This window comes from Streptomyces sp. 6N223, from assembly GCF_052246635.1.
In the GTDB taxonomy this organism is placed as follows: Bacteria; Actinomycetota; Actinomycetes; order Streptomycetales; family Streptomycetaceae; genus Streptomyces.
Genome location: NZ_JBQQCA010000063.1, coordinates 1 through 18,391 on the forward strand (window position 1 = coordinate 1; position 18,391 = coordinate 18,391).

Below are 18,391 nucleotides of genomic sequence, written 5' to 3' on the forward strand. Positions count from 1 at the left end.
CTGTTCTATGAGGGTGGTGCCGTCCCAGGTGAAGTCGGTCTGTTCGGCGATGGTGTGGCCGTCGGGGGCGAGGCGTTGTTTGGCGATGCGGCGGCCGAGGGGGTCGTAGAGGTAGCGCCAGTGGGTGCCGTCCGGGGTGATGACGGTGGTGAGGCGGTCTTCGGCGTCCCAGGTGTAGTGCCAGGTGTCGGGCTTGCGCGAGAGGCGGGTCTTCTGGCGGAGGGTGACGCGGCCGGCGGCGTCGTGTTCGTAGCGCATGCGGCCGGCGCGGACCAGGCGGGTTCCGGTGTAGGCGCGCGGGCCGGTGGCGGCGGTGGAGGGGTGGCGGTCGGGCCAGGTGGCGTGGGTTTGGTTGCCTGCGGTGTCGTAGGCGTAGGTCTCGGTCCAGCCGTGGGCGTGGACGGCGGTGACGCGGCCTGCCGGGTCCAGGTCGAAGGTGCGGTCGCCGCGGGTTTGGTCGTGGATGCCGGTGAGGTGGCCGTCGGGCCGGTAGGTGTAGGCGCGGTGGCGGATGGGCCGGGCGGCGGTGGTGAGGGTTTGGGTGGTGAGGCGGCCTGCGAGGTCCCAGGTGTGGGTGAGGGTCAGGTCGGCGTTGCCGATGTGGCGGGTGGTTTCGCGGCCTGCCGGGTCGTAGGTGAAGTCGAGGGTGTGGCCGGAGGCGGTGAGCGTGGTGCGGTGGCCTGCGGCGTCGTAGCGGAAGGCGGAGGTGGCGCCGGTGGGGGTGGAGCGGCGGGTGCGGCGGCCGGCCGGGTCGTAGGCGTGGGTGAGGACGCGGCTGCCGGTCATCTCCGCCTTGATCCGGCTCATGCGGTCGTGGCGGTAGACGATCTGCGCGTCGGGTCCGGCGGCCTCGGTGAGGCGGCCGGCCCGGTCGTAGGCGTAGGTGGTGGTGCGGCCGTCGGCGATCTTGCGGATGACGCGGCCGAGCGCGTCGCGTTCGAGGGTGAGGGTCTGGCCCAGGGGGTTGGTGCGGGAGATCACCCGGCCCGTGGCGTCGTTCTCATACCGCAGGGTGCGGCCGTCGAAGTCGGTCTCGGAGATCAGGCGTCCGGCGGCGTCGTAGGCGTAGGTCCAGGTCAGGCCCTGCGGGTTGGTGACCTTCCGCAGGCTCAGGTCGGTGCCGTGCTCGAACTCGTACCGCGTCCCGTCCGGGTCGGTGCGGGCCGCGAGCAGGTCGAAGTGGGTGTACTCGAAGGTGGTGACGCCGCCGACCGCGTCGGTGTGCGCCACGCAGTTGCCCTCGCCGTCGTAGGCCCAGCTCTGCCGCGCGCCGTCGGCGTGTGTGCGGTGGGCGAGCCTGCCCTCGGCCGTCCACGCGAGGTGGATGGAGGAGCCGAGGGGGTCGGTGATGGCGGTGGGGCGGCCGAAGGTGTCGCGGCGGCAGGTGGTGACCGCGCCGAGGGGGTCGGTCATCTCCACCGGCAGGCCCGCCGCGTCGCAGCGGATGCGGGTGGTGTGGCCCAACGGGTCGGTGACGGCGGTGAGGTGGCCGTGGGCGTCGTGGTGGTAGCGGGTGGTGTGGCCGGCGGGGTCGGTGACGGCGGTGCGGTTGCCCCGCTGGTCGTACTCCTGGCGCCATACGGCCCCGCCCGGCTCGGTGATCACAGCCGGCAGGTTCAGCTCGTTGTAGGTGGCGGCGGACTCGCCGCCGTCCGGGTGGGTGACGGCCGTCAGGTTGCCGTGCTCGTCGTAGCGGAAGCCGGTGGTGTGGCCGACGGCGTCGGTGCGGGCCGTGACCCGGCCTCGCTCGTCGTAGGAGGTGCGGGTGGTGTGGCCTAACTGGTCGGTCGCGGCGATGACCCGGCTGGCGGCGTCGACCGTGTAGCGGGAGGCATGGCCCTGCGGCGTGGTGACGGTGGTGACCCGGTGGCCGGTGGCCGGGTCGGGCTCGCCGTAGGCGATGCGTACGGCGAGGTGGCCCTCGGTGCCGCCTTCGGCGACGCACCGGTGCAGGTCGTCGTAGACGTAGTCGTAGCGGCGGTCGTTGGTGTCGGTCCAGGCGATCACCCGGCGCTCGTCGTCGTACTCGAACCGCAGCGGCAGGCCGGAGGAGTTGGTCACCTCCGTGAGGTTGCCGTCGGTGTAGCCGTAGCTCACCAGAGTCAGATCGGAGCCGTCCTCGGCGCCGCCGGCCAGGTGCAGCCCGGTGATCCGGCCGCCGTCCGTGCTCAGCTTCAGGTGATAGCCGCCGGAGTGGACGATGCCTGCCGGGACACCGCCGTTGTCGTAGGTGATGGTGTAACGGTGGCCGTTGCGGTCGCTGACCTCCACCAGGCGGGCGGTGCCGTCGCCGCCGTTCGGCGCGCCGGGCGGGGCGGCGAAGCGCCGGGTGCGGCCGGTGCCGGGGTCGGTGAGGAGGTAGTCGCCCTCGGCCGTCCGCTCCAGCGGACGGCGGGGACCGGCCGAGGGCAGGGTGGGAACGCCGGGCGCGGGGTGGGGGTAGGTCAGCACCAGCCCGTCCTCGGAGAGGAAGACCACCCCTTCGGCGTCGATCTCCAGCCGCTCGTCCACCGTGCTCGACCACGACGGGCCGAACCACCGGCCCGCGCGGTAACCGGACTCCACCTGACGGTGGAACGCCAGCGGCAGCGCGCCCGGCAGCACCACGTCCGTCTGCGCCAGATACATCCTCCCGGTGGCCAGGTCCACCGGGTCCGTCCCACCCGACTCCCTGCCTTCGTTCGGGGTGGCGTTGGTGTCGGGGCCGTCCTCGCGCACCTGCGCCCGCCCCGGCGAGGGCGAGGGGGAGTCCGGCACGTGCCGGGCGGCGCCTGCGGCCGCCCTGGCGCCCCCCGCGCCCCGGGTGCCCAGTAACTCCGGCACCATCCGGCCCACGCCCTCCGACGGGTCCCGCTGCAACCCATCCCACATGCTGCTCGCCGCGCCGACCGGGTCGTTGGCCGTCTGGACCAGACCGGCGGCGGTGCTGTTGAGATTGGTGAGGTACTCCCCGGGGTGGGTGAGGTTGTACGGATCGAAGGGATTGACCCCGCGGACGGTGTTCAGCACACCGGCCGAACCGCGGACGATGCCGCCCCAGTAGTGGGAGAAGTGCAACCGCACGCCGTCGCGGACGTCGCCGACCTGCTCGGAGTAGGACGGCATCGGCGGGGCCGCGTCCCGCGCCGCCTCGATCTCCCGCTGCGCGGCGTCGCGGGCGTCGGTCCGCTGGCGCCGCGCCTCGGCGAGGATCTCCTCCGCCGCCTCCCGCTCCCCGGGGCCCGGATCATGGAACTCATCCGCCGGGCGCGCCGGCAGCGTGCCAGGATTCCGGCACTCCGGCGCGGTGGCGTTGTACACCTCCACCGCCGCGTTGTACGCCGCGACCTCCGCGTCGTACGCGGCACGGGCCTCCTCCGACGACTCGCCCGCCGCCTTGTACCGGTCGATCGCCTCCTGCGCCTGACCCTGTGCCCACTCCACCGTGTCCGCGAAATCGCTCAGCGCGTCAGCGGCGCGTCGGCACGCGTCCGCCGCCGTGAACCACTTCTCCGGCTCCACCCGGACCTGCGCGCGGAACGCGTCAGCCGTCTGGCCGCGCAGCTCGTCGGCGTCGACACCCCGCAGGCCCTCGCCGACGTCGTTGAACGCCTTCTTGAAGTCCCGCAGATGGGCGGCGGTGGAGCGCAGCTTGCCCACACTGCCGTGGATCAGCTGCTTCGGATCCTCCGTCTGCCCGAGCTGCCACTCCCCGACGTCGGCGCCCAGGCGGTTGGCAACCGAGTCGCCGGTCTCCCGCACCCAGCCCGCCGCGCCGTCAAGGCCGACGTCCTCCAGCCGATCCGCGCTGAAGTCGGACGCCGCGTCGACACCCTCGCCGACCATCTCGACGCCGTCCTCAACGGCGTTCTCGACCGAGTCCGGAGTGAGGTCACTGACGACGTCCCCGATCCCCACCGGACCTCACCCCCCGTCGCTGCCGGTATGTCCATCGGCGGCACCCAGGTCGCCCACCCCGAACGACTGCCTGGTGTCCTGCCACGTCTGCGCGATGTCACTGCCCGCCTGGCCCAAGGACTCCCTGCTGTAGTCCGGTGCGTCCGGCGTCAGGATGTCACCGAAGCTCTCACCGGAGACCTCCTCCTCCGTGGCGTGCGGATTCCCGGTCGCCAGCACGGCGTTGGCACCGATCGCGAGGGTGTCCGCCCAGTACTGGTCCTCCTCCCACATCATCCCCGCCGCCAGCCCCAGGCGCTCGGCCAGCACGTTCGCGTCCTGGATCAGCCCGCGCACCCCCCACTCCCAGCGCTCGCAGAAACCCTCGAACGCCTCGGTCAGCCCACCGCCACCGGCCTCCATCTCGGTCAGCGACATATCGTCAAAACCACTGCCCTGAAGAGCCCCCGTCGCGTCCCCGACGACCCCCAGTTCGTCCATGGCCGCCCGCAGCCCCCTGGTGATCAGGTCCACGGACTCCTGACTGATCGACAGATCGGCTTCGCCACTCATCGTCCGGCCTCCCCTCGTTCTTTGTGCTGTCAGCGTCGGGCTTCGGTCGCGTCCACCGCGATCGCGTCCGGCACGATCCCCCTGACCGGCGGGAACAGCATCGAACGCTCTTCATCCGCCACGTCCAGGGCCACCCCCACCGGGCCGTCCAGCGACGGCAGCACCACATCCAGCAGCCGCGCCCCCAGCACCGAGGCGTACTCCCACTCCTGACGCGGCGCCGCCCCACGGGCCACCGCGAAGCGCGCCAGCGCGGCCTCGTCGGAGAAGGCATAGACCCAGCGCACCCCACCCTGCACCGCCGAGACGAAACGCCCGGCGACCACCGGCACCAGCAGCGCCGTGCGCCGGAACTCCCCCACCATCGCGGCCGGATCACCCGCCCCCGCGCGCACCGCCGCGATATGTCCCCCCAACTCCATACACCCCATGCTGCAACGGGCTACTGGCCCCCGCAACCACCTTCCGCCGCGCCCCCTCAGGTATGCCGCGTCTGGTGGTCGATCCGGCCGCTCAGCAGCTCGGACGATCGGAAGCGGTCCCGGAGTGGGGGCGGGCGGACGTGGAGGGCGCCGGGCCTCCGTGTCAGCCTGTCCGGTCATGGTGGAATACGAGACAAGTGACGAAACGCTGGGCGCCATCGCCATGCGGCATGGGGCCACCGCCGAGCAAGTGCGGCCCCTTCCCACAGGGGTGGCCAACCGCGTCTTTCTTCTCGGTGACAACCTGGTCCTGCGCATCCCCCGGACAAAGCAGTTCCTCCCGGACCTGGTCAAGGAGGCTGCGGTCGCCCCTGCCGCCCTGCGCGCGGGCGTGTGCACGCCCGAAGTCGTCGCCTTCGACGACACCTGCTCAGTCGTGGACGTGCCTTACATGCTGCTCACCCGAGCGCCGGGAGCAGATCTCGCAGATCTCGAACTGCCCACCACCGACACGGACCGTGTCTGCCGCCAGGTGGGTCGAGAGCTTGCCAGGCTCCACCGGGTAACCCCGACGACCGCACCTGACCTTGGCACTGTCCCGGCAGACGATGGAACCGCAGACCCCTGGGCACTCATCAACCGCCTTCTCACGGATGGCTGGATAGACGTCGAGATCGCCCGCTGGCTCACCGGATGGTTCGACCGTCTTTCGCCACATCTGCCTGCGGACCCGCCCTTGGTCCTGGTCCACGGCGACATTGCTCCCCAGAACCTGCTCGTCTCCCAGAAGGGGGCTCAGCTGACGGGGATCGTGGACTGGGGCGATGCCCAGTGGGCCGATCCTGCTGTCGACTTCGCCAAGATGCCCCTGACCGGCATCCCGGCCATGCTCGACGGCTACCGGCTGGAAACCGGTGAACAAACCGCAACGAGTACACCGACCTGGGAAGCCCGTGTGCTGTGGTTCCACCTCACCTGGGCCCTCGGCCGCCTGGCAGATCCTCTCCCGCATCCAGGCGAACGCCACTGGACTGCCCCTCCAGCCAGTCGGCTCCTGGGCCTGCTCCGCTTCTTCGCCTCAGTCCCTCCGGCCCCCTGGGACAACCTGGCGTGATCCAAAGGTGCCAGTTCTCGCAGACATTCTGCGAGCCTCCGCCATCCTGATCTCGGCTGGTGTGCGGGGTGGTGTGACGGCCTGGCGTGATGCTCGGCCTGGTGGCGGGCGACAGTCACGCGTCTCGATCATCTGGCAGGCGTCCGCGAGATCCGCCGCTGAAACCGGCTAACGATCAAGACGTGGGACTTCCGCCGCCGACCATCCCCCATACCCCACCGACGCTTCACGCCAGCCCCGCCCACCAGTGGACATCGGGATGGTGGAGGGGGACTGTTCGTCGGCGCAGACTCGCTCGTTGAGATCAGGCGTCGCCCTGATCGGCAGCTTGCTTCTCGGCGAGGGCGTGCGCGTAGGCGGCGGCCATCCGCTGGGACGGGGGAGGCTCGGCACTCTCGGGACGGGGGATGCCCAGGTGCCGTTCGCGGAGCTCGGCCATGAAGTCGTCCCAAAACCTCGGTCCGGCGGCCAGCAGCCACTCGGCGCCGGCCCGCCGGTCGGGGGTGGTGGGGCGGTGCCGCACGCCCCAGGCACCCAGGTGCGCCAGGGTCGGGACCAGGTGGATGGCGGGCTCGGTGAGGCTGTAGGTGGCGCGCCGGCCGCGGCCTGGGGCGTCGCGGGTGAGCATGCCCGCCTCGACGAGCTTTGCGAGCCGGTCGGCGAGGATGTTGGAGGCGATGCCTTCCTCCGAGCCTGCCTGGAGCTGTCGGAAGTGCCGCCGGTCGCCGAAGATCATGTCGCGCAGCACGAGGAGTGTCCAGCGGTCCCCGAACACCTCTACAGCGGCGTTGATGGGGCATTCCGAGCGCGGCCCTGAGCGGGCCGCTGTCTGCGGTTTGGTCTTCATGTGATCCTCCTCGGGATACCGCTTGCATTTTACTAGCACTCTTGGTTAGGCTCGGAACCGCTTGCAAAGTACAAGCAGCTGAGGAGAGAAGGAACCATGTCCCGCAACAAGCAGACCGTCGAGCGCTACCTGGACGGCTTCCGCAAGAACGACCACGCGCAGATCCTCGGCTGCCTCACTGACGACATCCAGTGGACCGTCTACGGCGCCTTCAACCTCACCGGCAAGGAGGCATACGACGCCGCGATCGAAGGCCCGGGGTTCGTCTCCCCACCGAAGCTCGAGGTCGTGCGCATGGTCGAAGAGGGCGACGTGGTGATGGCGGAGCTCACCGGCAGCGTGGCCGTCGGCGATGAGAACACGGTGATGCGCATGACAATGGCCGAGGTGTTCCGCATGCGCGACAGCCTGATCTGCGAACGCCGCGCCTGGGTGATCCCGCTCAAGGAAAACGACTACCGCTGACCGCTCTCAGCGGAGCCCCGATCATGCAACACCAGAGCATGCGAAGCCAGCCGGCATGATCCTGCGCTTCACCGGGGACGGCAGGGAGCACATCACTGCTGCGTGGCGGGACGGCCGGCCGTCCGGCCTCCTCGAACCGTCGACCGGTGCAGGAAACGTCGGAGCGAGGCCTTGGAGTGACCGTAGGAAACCCCGCGCCCTGGCCCAGGGACGAGTCCGCTGTCGGACAGCAGCGGGGCCTGGCCACGCGACCTGCAAACGGACAGACCGGCGTTGACGTCTGCCAGATGATCAAGACGCGTGACGGTCGCCCGCCACCAGGCCGAGCATCACGCCGGGCCGTCACACCACCCCCGCACACCAGCAGAAATCAGGATGGCGGAGGCTCTGCGGTCCACTGATCGACAAGTGATGTCCAAACTGGAGCTCTGGCTCAACTCCCGTGATGCGGTGGCTGCCCGTCAGATCAGGGGAGTTCGCGCAGGCGTATGACCGCCTTGCCCCGGTCCAGATCAACCCTGGAGTGTGGAAGGGCGCCGTCCCCTTCCTCCTCACGGAGCAGCGTCATCGTCTCGCGCTGCCGGAGTTCGTGTTCCTTGCCCGGAAGGAGGCTGGCGTGCAGCATCTCGAAGCCCGTCGCCGAGACTCCGCCACCGCGCGCTACGCCCCGCCAGGACAACAGCACTCGATCGACGAAGGCCACCGCGATCAGCAGGATGACCAATCCGGGCAGCGTCATGAACACCATGATCTCCACAGGGCGCCCTCCTAGCTCACCTTCCAGTCTCCCCCACGGCCCGCGCGTCTTCGGATTGCTCAGGCGGCCTGCACGGCAACGCGTGGCGCCTGACCTGGTGGACGAAATCACGCGCTCTCTTCACGCGCGCCTCAGACCAGCACCTGAACTCTCAGTAACCGACCACGAAAACTGAGCCAGAACCGCATGTACCGGCTGGGGTGGATGCAAGGGGTTCTGCCCTGGTTGCTCGTTACTCGGCCGAGCCGGTAGCCGGGGGCACCTCCAGAACGAAGAAAAGGAAGCACATCTTGGTCGAGAGGCTGTGGAAGTCGTCGGGGTACAGCTCGCGGGCGGCCGGATCGGGCTGTGGCTCGCTGATGACGGCCAGGCGGAAGCCGGCCGCGGTGAAGGCGTCGGTCATGGCGTGCAGTGGCCTGCGCCAGAAGGTCATCGGGGCGGCCTGCCCCACCAGGTCGGCCCAGTCGTCGGTGTAGCTGGTGGTCGCGTGATAGTCGGGCCGGGGATCCTGGATGGCGTAGTCCACGAAAGGGTGCTGCACCGATGCGATCAGTCGGCCGCCGGGCCTGAGTACCCGCCGCATCTCGGCCAGCGTCGGCCTCCAGTCCTCCAGGTAGTGCAGCACCAGCGAGGCGAGGACATCGTCGAACGCGCCGTCGGTGAACGGCAGCGGGTCGCTCAGGTCGGCCACGTGCAGGTCGGCGTCGGCGCCCAGCCGCCGCCGCGCCAGCTCCACCATCCCGGCGCTGGAGTCGAGGCCGGTGACGAGGGCACCCCGATCGCGTAGCGCGGCGAACAGGGGGCCGGAGCCGCAGCCGGCGTCGAGGATCCGGCGGCCGACCACGTCCCCGGCGAGGGACAGCATCGCGGGCCGCTCGTAATAGGCGTTCACCAGGCTCGACTCGCTCAGCGCCGAGTACGCCTCGGCGAAGCTGTCATAGTCATTCGCCTGGGACGGAGGAGCGGGCTGGGCATGGTTTTCGGCGGTCGTCATCCTGCGGTCTCCGTCTTGCCATCTCGGCATATCGCACTGGCGTCGTCCTGGCGATCGACGCCGATGCGGTACGCCCCGGTTCCCGCGTCGCCGTCCAGGAGCTGGCCGGCGAAAACGCTGGCGCTTCGAGGAACGACGACACCCCCGCTGACGCGGGGGTGGGTTGAATACGCGCAGTTCGGTACTCATGGCGATATGCGCTCTTACTACGCCAAGAGCGCCATGCCGGAGGAACTCTCGAGGGCCGAGTGTGAGACCTGGGAAGACTTCCAAGCGAGCGGTAGGTACCTGTACACCGTGGACGGTGATCAGCGAGGCGAGATCGCCTGCTACATGAACCAGTACAACGAGGCAGTGATGATGTGGACCGATAGCAAGTTCAAGATCGCCACCTTCGCGACGGAAGACGACCCGAGGGACATCCCGGAGTTCGTGGACTGGGTACTGAATGAAGCCGGGCCGATATAGGAGCCCGGGTTCTGTTCTCAGGCGGATCGTGATGAGCGACGCCGCAGGCAGGCGCCAGCACCCCGGGCAGGAGGCCAGGAACCGTGGGTGACGTCTGCTGTCTGCATGGCATCAGGAGATCGAAGGCTCGCTGTGAGACCGTCAGAGCAGAGTGATGACGGTGCCGTCTCGAGTCAGGACTTGGCCATCGCTCAGGCAGCGGTGTTCCAAGCCGGCCTGCGCGAGCCATGCCGCAGCCCGCTCTGCCGCTGGACCTTCCGGGTGGTTTGAGCGCCAGTGCGGCACGATGCGGAACGGCACTAGTGGCTCGACTCAGTTGGTCGACCCGGTAATTGCTGTGTAGGCGGTTGGCCATCAGGCTGTCTCCAAGAACTGATCTTGGAGGTGGTCGTGGGGCGTCGTCCGGGAGTGTTTGTTCGGCCGGTGAGCATGGAGGAGGGCCGGAGGCTCCAACGGATCGGCCGGACCTCGAAGGATCCGGTCCGGCTGCGTCGAGCAATCGTGGTGCTGATGTCCGCCCAGGGCCAGCCGGTGCGGAACATTACCTCACTGTTGCAGGTCAGCGATGACTACGTGCGTGATGTCATTCACGCGTTCAACGAGCGGGGGTTCGACGCGCTGGACCCAAAATGGAGCGGGGGACGGCCCAGAACGATCAATGACCAGGTGCGCGAGCGCATCTGTCTGATCGCCCGGACGTCCCCCGCCGACTGGGGCATCGCCGCGTTCTCCACCTGGAGCCTGACCAAGCTCGCCGAGCACTTGGTCAAGCGGAAGGTCGTGCCGGCTCTCAGCCGGGAACCCTGCGCCGGATCCTGCATGAGGGCAAGGTCTCCTGGCAGACCACGACGACATGGAAAGCCTCCACCGACCCGCATTTCATAGCCAAGATGCACCGCGTGCTGGAGCTGTACGACGCTCCACCCGCCGACGGCCGGGTGGTCTGCGTCGACGAGTTCGGCCCGCTCAACCTCCAGCCCCGCAAGGGCAAAGCGTGGCGCCCACTGTGCTCCCCGCACCGACTGCGGGCCACCTACAACCGCTACGACGGCGTGATGCACATGCTCGCCGCTCTCGACCTGTCGACCGGCAAGATCTACTACCGGATCCGCAAGCGCAAGCGGTGGCGTGAGTTCCTCGGCCTGCTCAAGGCCCTGCGCAGCCGCTGGCCCCGTGAGAGCTCTACGTCGTGCTGGACAACTTCTCCCCGCACAAGCACCCGAACGTCCGGGCCTGGGCGGCGGCGAACGAGGTCGAACTGGTCTTCCTGCCCACCTACGGTTCATGGCTGAACTGGATCGAGTCCGAGTTCGCGGCCCTGCGTTACTTCGCCCTCAACGGCACCGACCACCGCAGCCACGACGAGCAGAACACTGCTATCGGCGCCTACATCCGCTGGCACAACGCCCGCGCCGAGCCGAAGACGAACTTCGCCCCCGATTCACGCATCCGCACCTGGACCCAGTACACGGCGAAGGCGGCTTGAGAAGTTCTCCACCGGGTCCTCAGGAACTCTCGGCCACCTCTCGATGGCGACGACCTACGCCAGTTGGGCCTGGAAGTCCGCCATCTCGACCTCGCCTCGCCCAAACGCCTGCCACGGGCCTACGAGCAGGTCCTCCCACTTGCCGGACTCGATCAGCTTGTCCGCCAGCGTGAACCCGTCCAGCGACGGCTTACCGACCTCAAGCACCCAGCGATTTTGCGGACGCGCTCGCGGCCGGCCAGCTCGACCACGGCGAACGGTGTCCGGTCATCCGCCGCGACCGCGAGGAACACACCCAGCGACACGGAGTTGTTCACGGCCAACCCCCGCCGGAGGCGTCCGACTCGCTCACTCGCCATCCTTCCCTCCTGGGCCCCAATCCGGAGCAGCCTGCCGAGTTGCCCGACAACGATCCGAGACGAACCACTAGGTTTTCCTCCGTGGCACACTCCGAGAACTCTGAAGTGACGACGACCTTCGATGAGCCTGGCGGGGACGCAAGCCAGCCGTGGCTAGTACTCGCCCGGGGCTACGAGCAAGCCCGAGCCAAGGAGGACTCGCTGGATCGGCTGGTCGAGTGGCCCGCGCAGCGCGGCGTCCTAGGCGACGTCACCTCCCGGTCCGTGCTCGATCTTGGTTGCGGAAACGGCGCGAAGCTCGCTGAACTCGTTCGAGACGGAGCAACTACGTCGGTTGGCGTCGACATCAGTGGCAACTTCCTTACTGATCTACCGCCCGGGATGGAACTCGTCCAGGGTGACCTCTCGGAACTGGACTCGGTGCCCGCGCTGACTGGTCGCACCTTCGACCGGATCATGTTCCTGCAGTCCATCGGGTACGCGAATGATCCAGTTCGCACGTTGCAGGCGGCGCGGAGGATGCTGGCCGACGACGGCTTCATCCTCCTGACCCGCACCCACCCGATCCGGTACGCCGTCGAACGGGCGGAGCAAAACGGGACCACTTTGGGCGAGGAGTACTACTCCAACACCCCTTACGAGTACGTCCACAGCGGATGGAACGACCAGGTCACGCTCACGAAACGCGTGTACACGATCGCTGACCTGGTCAACTTGTTCAGTGCGGCAGGACTGTGGATCGAGGCCGCGGTCGAACCGCAGCTCTCCGAGGAGGCCGGGCGCCGTTACCCGCACAAGCAGGCGTGGATGAACAAGCACCTCGGCATCCTGATCTTCAAGCTTCGACCCCGTCCTGACATGTAGGCGAAACCACTAGTGGTTCGTGGCGATCAGACAGATGCGCTCGCGCACCAGTCCTTGCTGACCTGCAACAGTGAGGTAAAGTTCCGCACCGGCTGGCCCTGGGCGGACATCAGCACCACGATTGCTCGACGCAGCCGAACCGGATCCTTCGAGGTCCGGCCGATCCGTTGGAGCCTCCGGCCCTCCTCCATGCTCACCGGCCGAACAAACACTCCCGGACGACGCCCCACGACCACCTTTGACCTGTGTCCATGCCATCCCACGATAAGGACAAGCGCTGACACACGCTCCCGAAATAGGACGATGGGCCGGCCCGGGGCAGAGGGGCGTGCCGCCGACGGCTGCCAGCGGCCCGCCTTCCCGAGATGCATCTGAATTGCCGTAGTGGGACACTGATGGTTGTGGGAACCGCATCGAAGTCTTTCTCTAGCGGTAGTTACGCCCCAAGATCCGCGAGGTTCGAAGATGAGACTCTCATATCTCACGGCAGCTGCGGTTCTGCTGGCCCCTATCCCGTTCGCCGCGCAGCCCGCAGAGGCAGCCACTTCACACACCGTAGATGTCGACGGGACTCTAACGGTGTATGACCATGGTGGATTGTTCGGGAGCAGTGAAACCAAAATCGAAAATATCGATAGACGAGTAACGCTTACCCACAATCGCCCGCGAGCGAATGTGTTGGTCGTGGAGTGTGCAGGTGGCGAGACCAGAGCCGAGCTGAGTGTCACGGTGCGGCTGCTTGGTTCCGACGTGGTTTCCAGCTCGCCAAGGCTGAGGCTGTACGAGGGGGCGGACTGCGACAGCAACGATCTCGACGCTGAGGACTGGCCTGTGGCCAAGAATGTCACGCCTAATACCTCGCGGGGCTGGCGGCTTTTCGCGACTAATGACGAGTTCGGCTCGTATTACGATTCGGCCGATGCCGCCTTTGGTGTGACTCATTGGCTAGGCGCTGGGCCCCCGTGAGGTCGCACGTGAGTTGTCACGCATTCATCGCTGACGCTCTCGGGCCAGCCTCCTGACCAACTACGCCACACACGGCCCCGAGTGCGTGCCATTGAACCTTGTTGGACGCGAGTTTGTGTCATCGAAGATTGATCGCGCTGGTCAGAGGCCCCCAGCGCAGCCGGGTCCAGTGCTGGCCTGGGGTACTCAGCACGTGCGGCACAGCACCGGTGCGCCCGTGACCAGGGCTTCTACCGATCAACTTCGTTGGCACAAGCTCAAGATTCGGTGTCACAGGACAGCGCACCGGCGCGCGCCACGGAACGCCACCCCCCTTACGATCGAACGTATGTCCGATCCGCTCCCGCCCGACCCGGCACGGCTCCACACCATCGCCCGCTACCTCGAACTCCAGCTCGCCGCCGTCCACACCGCGCTGGCCGCGGCCGAGCAGCGGCCCTGGTGGTGGGTGCAGTGGGCCCGGAGGCGGAAGGGGGAGGCGCGGCACGGGCTGCTGCACCAAGAGGGTTGCTGGCGGCCGGGAGAGCCGACGCTGACCGCCGAGCAGGTACGGGTGTTGCTGGCCGAGCATGGCGACCGCATCATCCGGTGCGACATCTGCAGGCCTGAGCAGCGGCAGGCATGACGAAAGCCCCCGCCCGGCCGTCCCCGTAGTGGGGCTCGGTGGGCGGGGGCGCTCTGGCGTGCCGCGGGAATGGTCGCGTCACGCGGGGTAACTCTTAAGGCGTGGAGTGGCTCCAAGAACATCTCGTGGTAGTGCTGTTGGGGGCGGCCGCACTCGCCATCCTTGTCCCGCTCATGATCTGGGCCGCAAAGCATCATGAGGGGGGAACGTGCCCGGTCTGCGACGGCACCGGGTATCGAGATCACGACGGCACCGGGCACCACGAACAGGTGCCTTGCTACATGTGTAACGGGCAAGGCTCACACGATCTCCCGTGATTCCCCGCCGCCCGCGAGGGCTCAGCCGCCGAGGGCCTTTGCGATGTATCCAGCCGCGCCGCCGATCGCCGCAGCGGCGCCGGACGCGGTCCACACGCGGCGCTCCAGTGCGCTCACCCGCGCGTCCAGGTCGCGGATGTCCTGCTCGGCGGTATCCGTGCGCTGAAGCGCGGCGCGTAGCTCCCCACGCAGCTCGGCGAAGCCGGTCGTCATCACCCCGCGCAGCTGCTCCAGCTCGACCGCGATCGCGCTCGTCTCCGGCGGCGTCACCGGCGCACCACCCGATGCCGACCCACCTCGTCCGGGGGCGCGTTGCCCAGGCCAAGGCGGTCGAGCGCGGCCTGCACACTCGGCAGGGCCATGATGCGGGTGACGGCCGCGGCGACGGCCAGACCGCCCGCCACCCACGGCAACGACTCCGATATGCCCGAGGCGGCCACGATGCCGGGCAGCATGACGGACACGCTCACGATCCACTGGATCGGTTCGCAGCACGGTCTTCGTTGAGCGCTTCATGGTCAGCCCTCCTTCGCGTTGACGAGCTGCTGCACGAGCGCGCGCACTCGCGCACCTCGCGGATCAGCTCGGCCACGCCCTCGTCGGCCGAGCGCAGGATCGCGCCGGCGTGGCGGCCGTCCTGGTTGGGGAGTCGGTGCCGCCACACCTCGTCGGCGGTCTCTCGTGCGACGGCCATGTCGTTCTCCTGCTCAGGGGGTGGCTTGGGGGTTGTGGGCTGCGTGGCGGTGCCCTTGGCGTGCTCCAGCACCCGGGCGAAGTCGATGTCTCCAGGGTCGCCGTGGTCGTTCTCCGGCACGTGCTGATGCCCCAGCCAGCCGTAGTACGCCAGCCACTGAGCGCCGGTGAGGCGCACACCGTTGGGGCCGTAGCTGGCCGGATAGGGCTTCCACGTCACCGTCGAGGACAGCCGGATGCCGTGCTCGTCGTGTCGTCCTTGACGATGTTGCCGACCGTGGCAGGCGGCCCGGTGCCGTCCAGGCGGGTGTGGACGATGAGGGACAGGTGCCGGTCGACCTCGCGCCGGTAGTCCTTGCGCGTCCGCTCGTCGATGCCCGTGAGCCTGTCGACGTACCGGTGCGCCCAGTCGAGCAGGGACATGTCGTCCGGCGTGGTCTCGGGCTCGACGAACCACTTGCCGGGTATCCAGCCCGGGGGCCAGCGCTGGCCGTGGGCGTTGACGAGGTCGCGGAACTGCTCGGCCTGTACCGGGTCGGTACGGCCGCCACCCTCGCGCCACCGCACCTGATGGGTGATCTCCCCGTCCTTCTTGGGACGGTCCACGATGGATGCCATGGACGGGACGATACGACCGGATTTTATGATCGTGTTCCCGGCGTGTTCCCAAGCATCCGGGCATGAAGAAAGCCTGACCGCGTATGTGCAGGTCAGGCTCTTACCGGCAAGGTACCCCCGACGGGAAACCCAGAACATGGGCGCAGCCAGCGCCGCCCGTCGGCGGCGGCGGTCAGCTGACGATCGACGCGGTCGTCCGGCTGAAGCGGTAGGGCGATCGACCCGGCGCCAGGCGCAGCCGTTGCAGATCGGCGCCTGACCTGCGGTGACGCATGGATGCCCGTTGCGCGGGCGGCAATCTCACCCGCGACGGTTTTCAAGCCACCACGTTCTGGGAGCGCATAGCGACCCTGACCTGCACAGCATCTCCGCCGACCGGCCCTCTACCCCGTCACCGGCCCACGCATGGCCGACTGGCTCTCCGGGCGTTACTCCCGCTCGACCTGATCCCGATGGAGCAGCACCCGATTTGGCTGTTCGACCGGACGGCGACTCAAGAAGCCGCCCAGCGAGGCAAGCATGGAAATAGTTCCTCAGCGCTGCTGTGCCTCATCTCTACCCGCTGAGACAGCCGCCGGGCAAGCACACCAAGCAGCACCTCGTACCGAGCCTCCACGCTCGCGCACGAGTCACCCACGCTGGTCGAGCAGGTGGAGGCCGTCACTGGCACGCTGCCGGTGAGCTGGACGGCTTCGGCCAGCCAGCGGCCGGTCAACGAGGGCGACGGCAGGGAGCCCTTCTACCCGTACGGCTACGGGCTCGCGTGCTGACCGTGCTTACCGGTGCCGAGGGGCAGCCGCGCGGTCGCCGTCAGCCCTTCGCCCGGGGCGGTGTCCAGTTCCACGCTGCCGTCGTGCGCTTCGACCACAGCCTGGACGATGGACATGCCAAGGCCGCTGCCGCCGGTCGCCCGGGCGCGGTCGGGGTCGGCGCGGAAGAAGCGGTCGAAGACGCGCGCCGCATCCTCAGGTGCCATCCCTGGCCCGTTGTCGGCGACCCGCAGCACCGCCTCGCCCTCGGCGGCGTGGGCGGAGACGGTCACCAGGCTGTCCGGCGGGGTGTGCACCCGCACGTTGCTCAGCAGGTTGCCGACGAGCTGCCGCAGCAACGCCTCGTCGCCGCGCACGACCACCGCCCGGTCCGTCTCCGTCGCCACCGGCCGCTCGGGCTGCTGGGCCCGCAGGTCGGCGATGCCGTCCGCGACCAGCCGGGCCAGGTCCACCGGGCGCGGCCGGGGCGCCGGGCGGCGGTCGATGCGTGCCAGGGCGAGGAGTTCGTCGACCAGGTGGCCCATCCGCTCCGACTCGGCGGCGATGCGCTCGAACGCCCGCCGCTCCTCCTCACAGTCGAGCATCCCTCGCTCGTGGAGCTGGAGGTAGCCGCGGATCGAGGCCAGCGGGGTGCGCAGTTCGTGGGAGGCGTCGGCGACGAACTGCCGCAGCTGGCCGTTGACGCGCTCGGTCTCCTGCAGCATGGCGTTCAACGCCGTGCGCAGCTGGTTCACCTCCGTGCTGTCGCTGCCTGCCCGGGCCGTGCCGATCCGGTGCGAGAGGTCGCCGTCCGCGATCGCGGCGGCGACCTGCGCCATGTCCTCCAGCGGACGCAGCCGCCGCCGTGCTGCCGCCAGCGAGGCCGCCGTGAGCAGCACCAGCAGTGTCAGGCCCGCCGCCGCCTCGATCAGCAGCAGCCGCCGCACGCTGGAGCGCGCCTCGGCCAGCGAGGTGGCCAGCACCAGAACGGAACCATCGGAGAGCTGGGCGGCCGTGGCGCGGTATCTGCCCGCGCCATCGGCGCGGAGCGAGACGGGCCCGTCCGCGTCCGCCAGCGCGTCCGGGTCGTCCACCCCCGCGATGAGTGCCGCGCGTTCCTCCGGCGTGAACGAGGTGACCTCCGCGCAGGCCGGTCGCATCCGACCGTCCGAGGTCACCACGGCGACCACCTCCGACAGCGGCTCCGTGGTGGCCGAGACCACGGCGCCCGCGGCGGTCTCGCTGGCCTCGTCGACCAGCCGGCAGGCAGTGCCGATCCGCTGGGAGCTGACCGGGGCGCTGGCGAACGCGTCGCGGGTGTCGGTCAGCTCGCCGTCCAGCTCGCCGAGGAGGAAGCCGTAGAGCCCCATCAGGCTCACCCCGGCCGCCACCACGAGACCGACGGCCAGCAGCAGCACGTTGACCAGGGTGAGCCGGCCGCGCAGCGTGCGCGGGCGCAGCCTCACTCGGGATCCTCGGGGCTGCGCAGCCCGTACCCCATGCCCCGCCGGGTGGTGATCAGCGGCGGACCCAGCCCGTCGAGCTTGCGCCGCAGGTAGCTGATGTAGGTCTCCACGACCGTGGACTCCGCCGGGAAGTCGAACTCCCATACCTGCTTGAGGATCTGCTCCTTGGTCACGATCCGGTCGGCGTTGTGCAGCAGGTAGCGCAGCAGCCGGTACTCGGTCGGGGTGAGGTCCACCGGCTGGTCGGCGCGGCGCACGGAGTAGGTGGCCTCGTCCATCTCCAGGTCGCCGTGGCGCAGCACGCTGCCCCCCGCTGCCTCGGCGCGGCGGGTGCGGCGCAGCACCGCCCGCACCCGGGCAAGGACCTCGTCCACGTTGAAAGGCTTCGTGATGTAGTCGTCCCCGCCCAGCGCCAGGCCCCCGACGATGTCGGCGGCGGCGTCGCGGGCGGTCAGGAAGATCACCGCCAGGTCCTCGCGTTCCGCGCACAGCTCGCGGCAGACCTGCCAGCCGTTGCCGTCCGGCAGCATCACGTCCAGCAACAGCAGCTCGGGCCGGTGGCGGCGCGCCAGCGTCAGGGCCTCGGCGCCGGTGGCGGCGGTGAGCGTGCGGAAGCCGTGAAACCGCAGCGTGATGGTGAGGATGTCCGTGATGTTCGGGTCGTCCTCGACGATCAGCACGGTGGCCGAGTCGCGTGGGCTGTCCATGGGCCCAGTATCGAGCGCCATAGCA

20 protein-coding genes are annotated in these 18,391 nt (G+C 69.0%); 7 read left to right on the forward strand and 13 right to left on the reverse strand.

The annotated features are described in order from the left end of the window. The 3 genes from ACTWQH_RS28105 to ACTWQH_RS28115 all read right to left on the reverse strand — a co-directional run. Window positions 1-3,897 (reverse strand): putative T7SS-secreted protein (locus ACTWQH_RS28105; RefSeq protein ID WP_443289587.1); only part of this gene is annotated, 3,897 nt, incomplete at its 3' end. Window positions 3,898-3,903: 6 nt separating this feature from the next. Then, the gene (locus ACTWQH_RS28110; protein WP_443289588.1) at window positions 3,904-4,449 is read right to left on the reverse strand and encodes a hypothetical protein; all 546 of its coding nucleotides are present in this window, start codon (window positions 4,447-4,449) and stop codon (window positions 3,904-3,906) included. 29 nt (window positions 4,450-4,478) lie between these two features. Further along, a complete protein-coding gene (locus ACTWQH_RS28115; protein WP_443289589.1) occupies window positions 4,479-4,871 on the reverse strand; it encodes an SseB family protein in 393 nt (130 codons plus the stop codon). 178 nt (window positions 4,872-5,049) lie between these two features. Here ACTWQH_RS28115 and ACTWQH_RS28120 point away from each other — a divergent pair, with 178 nt between their 5' ends. Then, window positions 5,050-5,985 carry a phosphotransferase family protein gene (locus tag ACTWQH_RS28120; RefSeq protein WP_443289590.1) on the forward strand — a complete coding sequence of 312 codons (936 nt, stop codon included), beginning with the start codon at window positions 5,050-5,052 and terminating at the stop codon, window positions 5,983-5,985. 304 nt (window positions 5,986-6,289) lie between these two features. Here the strand turns inward: ACTWQH_RS28120 and ACTWQH_RS28125 are convergent, their stop codons facing one another. Then, on the reverse strand, window positions 6,290-6,832 hold the full coding sequence (locus ACTWQH_RS28125) for a winged helix-turn-helix transcriptional regulator (RefSeq protein ID WP_443289591.1): 543 nt from the start codon (window positions 6,830-6,832) through the stop codon (window positions 6,290-6,292). Window positions 6,833-6,928: 96 nt separating this feature from the next. On the opposite strand from ACTWQH_RS28125, the gene ACTWQH_RS28130 reads away from it, so the two are divergent. Then, window positions 6,929-7,297, forward strand: a complete 369-nt coding sequence (locus ACTWQH_RS28130; protein WP_443289592.1) for a nuclear transport factor 2 family protein — start codon at window positions 6,929-6,931, stop codon at window positions 7,295-7,297. A 466-nt stretch (window positions 7,298-7,763) separates the two neighbouring features. On the opposite strand, the gene ACTWQH_RS28135 is transcribed toward ACTWQH_RS28130, so the two are convergent. Beyond that, complete coding sequence (locus ACTWQH_RS28135) at window positions 7,764-8,045, reverse strand: DUF6191 domain-containing protein (protein ID WP_443289622.1); 282 nt, start codon at window positions 8,043-8,045, stop codon at window positions 7,764-7,766. Between the two features lie 241 nt (window positions 8,046-8,286). After that, window positions 8,287-9,048 carry a class I SAM-dependent methyltransferase gene (locus ACTWQH_RS28140; RefSeq protein WP_443289593.1) on the reverse strand — a complete coding sequence of 254 codons (762 nt, stop codon included), beginning with the start codon at window positions 9,046-9,048 and terminating at the stop codon, window positions 8,287-8,289. Between the two features lie 195 nt (window positions 9,049-9,243). Here ACTWQH_RS28140 and ACTWQH_RS28145 point away from each other — a divergent pair, with 195 nt between their 5' ends. The 3 genes from ACTWQH_RS28145 (at window position 9,244) to ACTWQH_RS28155 (ending at window position 11,002) form a co-directional block, all read left to right on the forward strand. After that, window positions 9,244-9,516, forward strand: coding sequence for a hypothetical protein (locus ACTWQH_RS28145; protein WP_443289594.1), 273 nt, complete (start codon window positions 9,244-9,246; stop codon window positions 9,514-9,516). Between the two features lie 429 nt (window positions 9,517-9,945). Then, complete coding sequence (locus ACTWQH_RS28150) at window positions 9,946-10,401, forward strand: helix-turn-helix domain-containing protein (RefSeq protein WP_443289623.1); 456 nt, start codon at window positions 9,946-9,948, stop codon at window positions 10,399-10,401. A gap of 304 nt (window positions 10,402-10,705) precedes the next feature. After that, window positions 10,706-11,002, forward strand: a complete 297-nt coding sequence (locus ACTWQH_RS28155) for a transposase (RefSeq protein ID WP_443289595.1) — start codon at window positions 10,706-10,708, stop codon at window positions 11,000-11,002. Between the two features lie 54 nt (window positions 11,003-11,056). On the opposite strand, the gene ACTWQH_RS28160 is transcribed toward ACTWQH_RS28155, so the two are convergent. After that, window positions 11,057-11,209 (reverse strand): hypothetical protein, encoded by a 153-nt coding sequence (locus ACTWQH_RS28160; protein ID WP_443289596.1) that lies wholly within the window; start codon window positions 11,207-11,209, stop codon window positions 11,057-11,059. Between the two features lie 233 nt (window positions 11,210-11,442). Between ACTWQH_RS28160 and ACTWQH_RS28165 the strand changes: the two genes are divergently transcribed. Beyond that, the gene (locus ACTWQH_RS28165) at window positions 11,443-12,225 is read left to right on the forward strand and encodes a class I SAM-dependent methyltransferase (RefSeq protein WP_443289597.1); all 783 of its coding nucleotides are present in this window, start codon (window positions 11,443-11,445) and stop codon (window positions 12,223-12,225) included. Between the two features lie 1,294 nt (window positions 12,226-13,519). Further along, a complete protein-coding gene (locus tag ACTWQH_RS28170; RefSeq protein WP_443289598.1) occupies window positions 13,520-13,816 on the forward strand; it encodes a DUF6233 domain-containing protein in 297 nt (98 codons plus the stop codon). A gap of 338 nt (window positions 13,817-14,154) precedes the next feature. Here ACTWQH_RS28170 and ACTWQH_RS28175 read toward each other — a convergent pair whose 3' ends face one another. The 6 genes from ACTWQH_RS28175 to ACTWQH_RS28200 all read right to left on the reverse strand — a co-directional run bounded on the left by ACTWQH_RS28175 (window position 14,155) and on the right by ACTWQH_RS28200 (window position 18,366). Further along, window positions 14,155-14,403, reverse strand: a complete 249-nt coding sequence (locus tag ACTWQH_RS28175; protein WP_443289599.1) for a hypothetical protein — start codon at window positions 14,401-14,403, stop codon at window positions 14,155-14,157. Further along, a complete protein-coding gene (locus tag ACTWQH_RS28180) occupies window positions 14,400-14,603 on the reverse strand; it encodes a hypothetical protein (protein ID WP_443289600.1) in 204 nt (67 codons plus the stop codon). Before ACTWQH_RS28180 ends, ACTWQH_RS28175 begins: the two co-directional genes overlap by 4 nt. After that, on the reverse strand, window positions 14,600-15,046 hold the full coding sequence (locus ACTWQH_RS28185; protein ID WP_443289601.1) for a hypothetical protein: 447 nt from the start codon (window positions 15,044-15,046) through the stop codon (window positions 14,600-14,602). Before ACTWQH_RS28185 ends, ACTWQH_RS28180 begins: the two co-directional genes overlap by 4 nt. Further along, window positions 15,043-15,444, reverse strand: a complete 402-nt coding sequence (locus tag ACTWQH_RS28190) for a hypothetical protein (RefSeq protein ID WP_443289602.1) — start codon at window positions 15,442-15,444, stop codon at window positions 15,043-15,045. The genes ACTWQH_RS28185 and ACTWQH_RS28190 overlap by 4 nt, the downstream gene beginning before the upstream one ends. A 751-nt stretch (window positions 15,445-16,195) precedes the next feature. Beyond that, the gene (locus ACTWQH_RS28195; protein ID WP_443289603.1) at window positions 16,196-17,659 is read right to left on the reverse strand and encodes a sensor histidine kinase; all 1,464 of its coding nucleotides are present in this window, start codon (window positions 17,657-17,659) and stop codon (window positions 16,196-16,198) included. Beyond that, a complete protein-coding gene (locus ACTWQH_RS28200; protein WP_443289604.1) occupies window positions 17,656-18,366 on the reverse strand; it encodes a response regulator transcription factor in 711 nt (236 codons plus the stop codon). The genes ACTWQH_RS28195 and ACTWQH_RS28200 overlap by 4 nt, the downstream gene beginning before the upstream one ends. Between the last annotated feature and the right edge of the window lie 25 nt (window positions 18,367-18,391).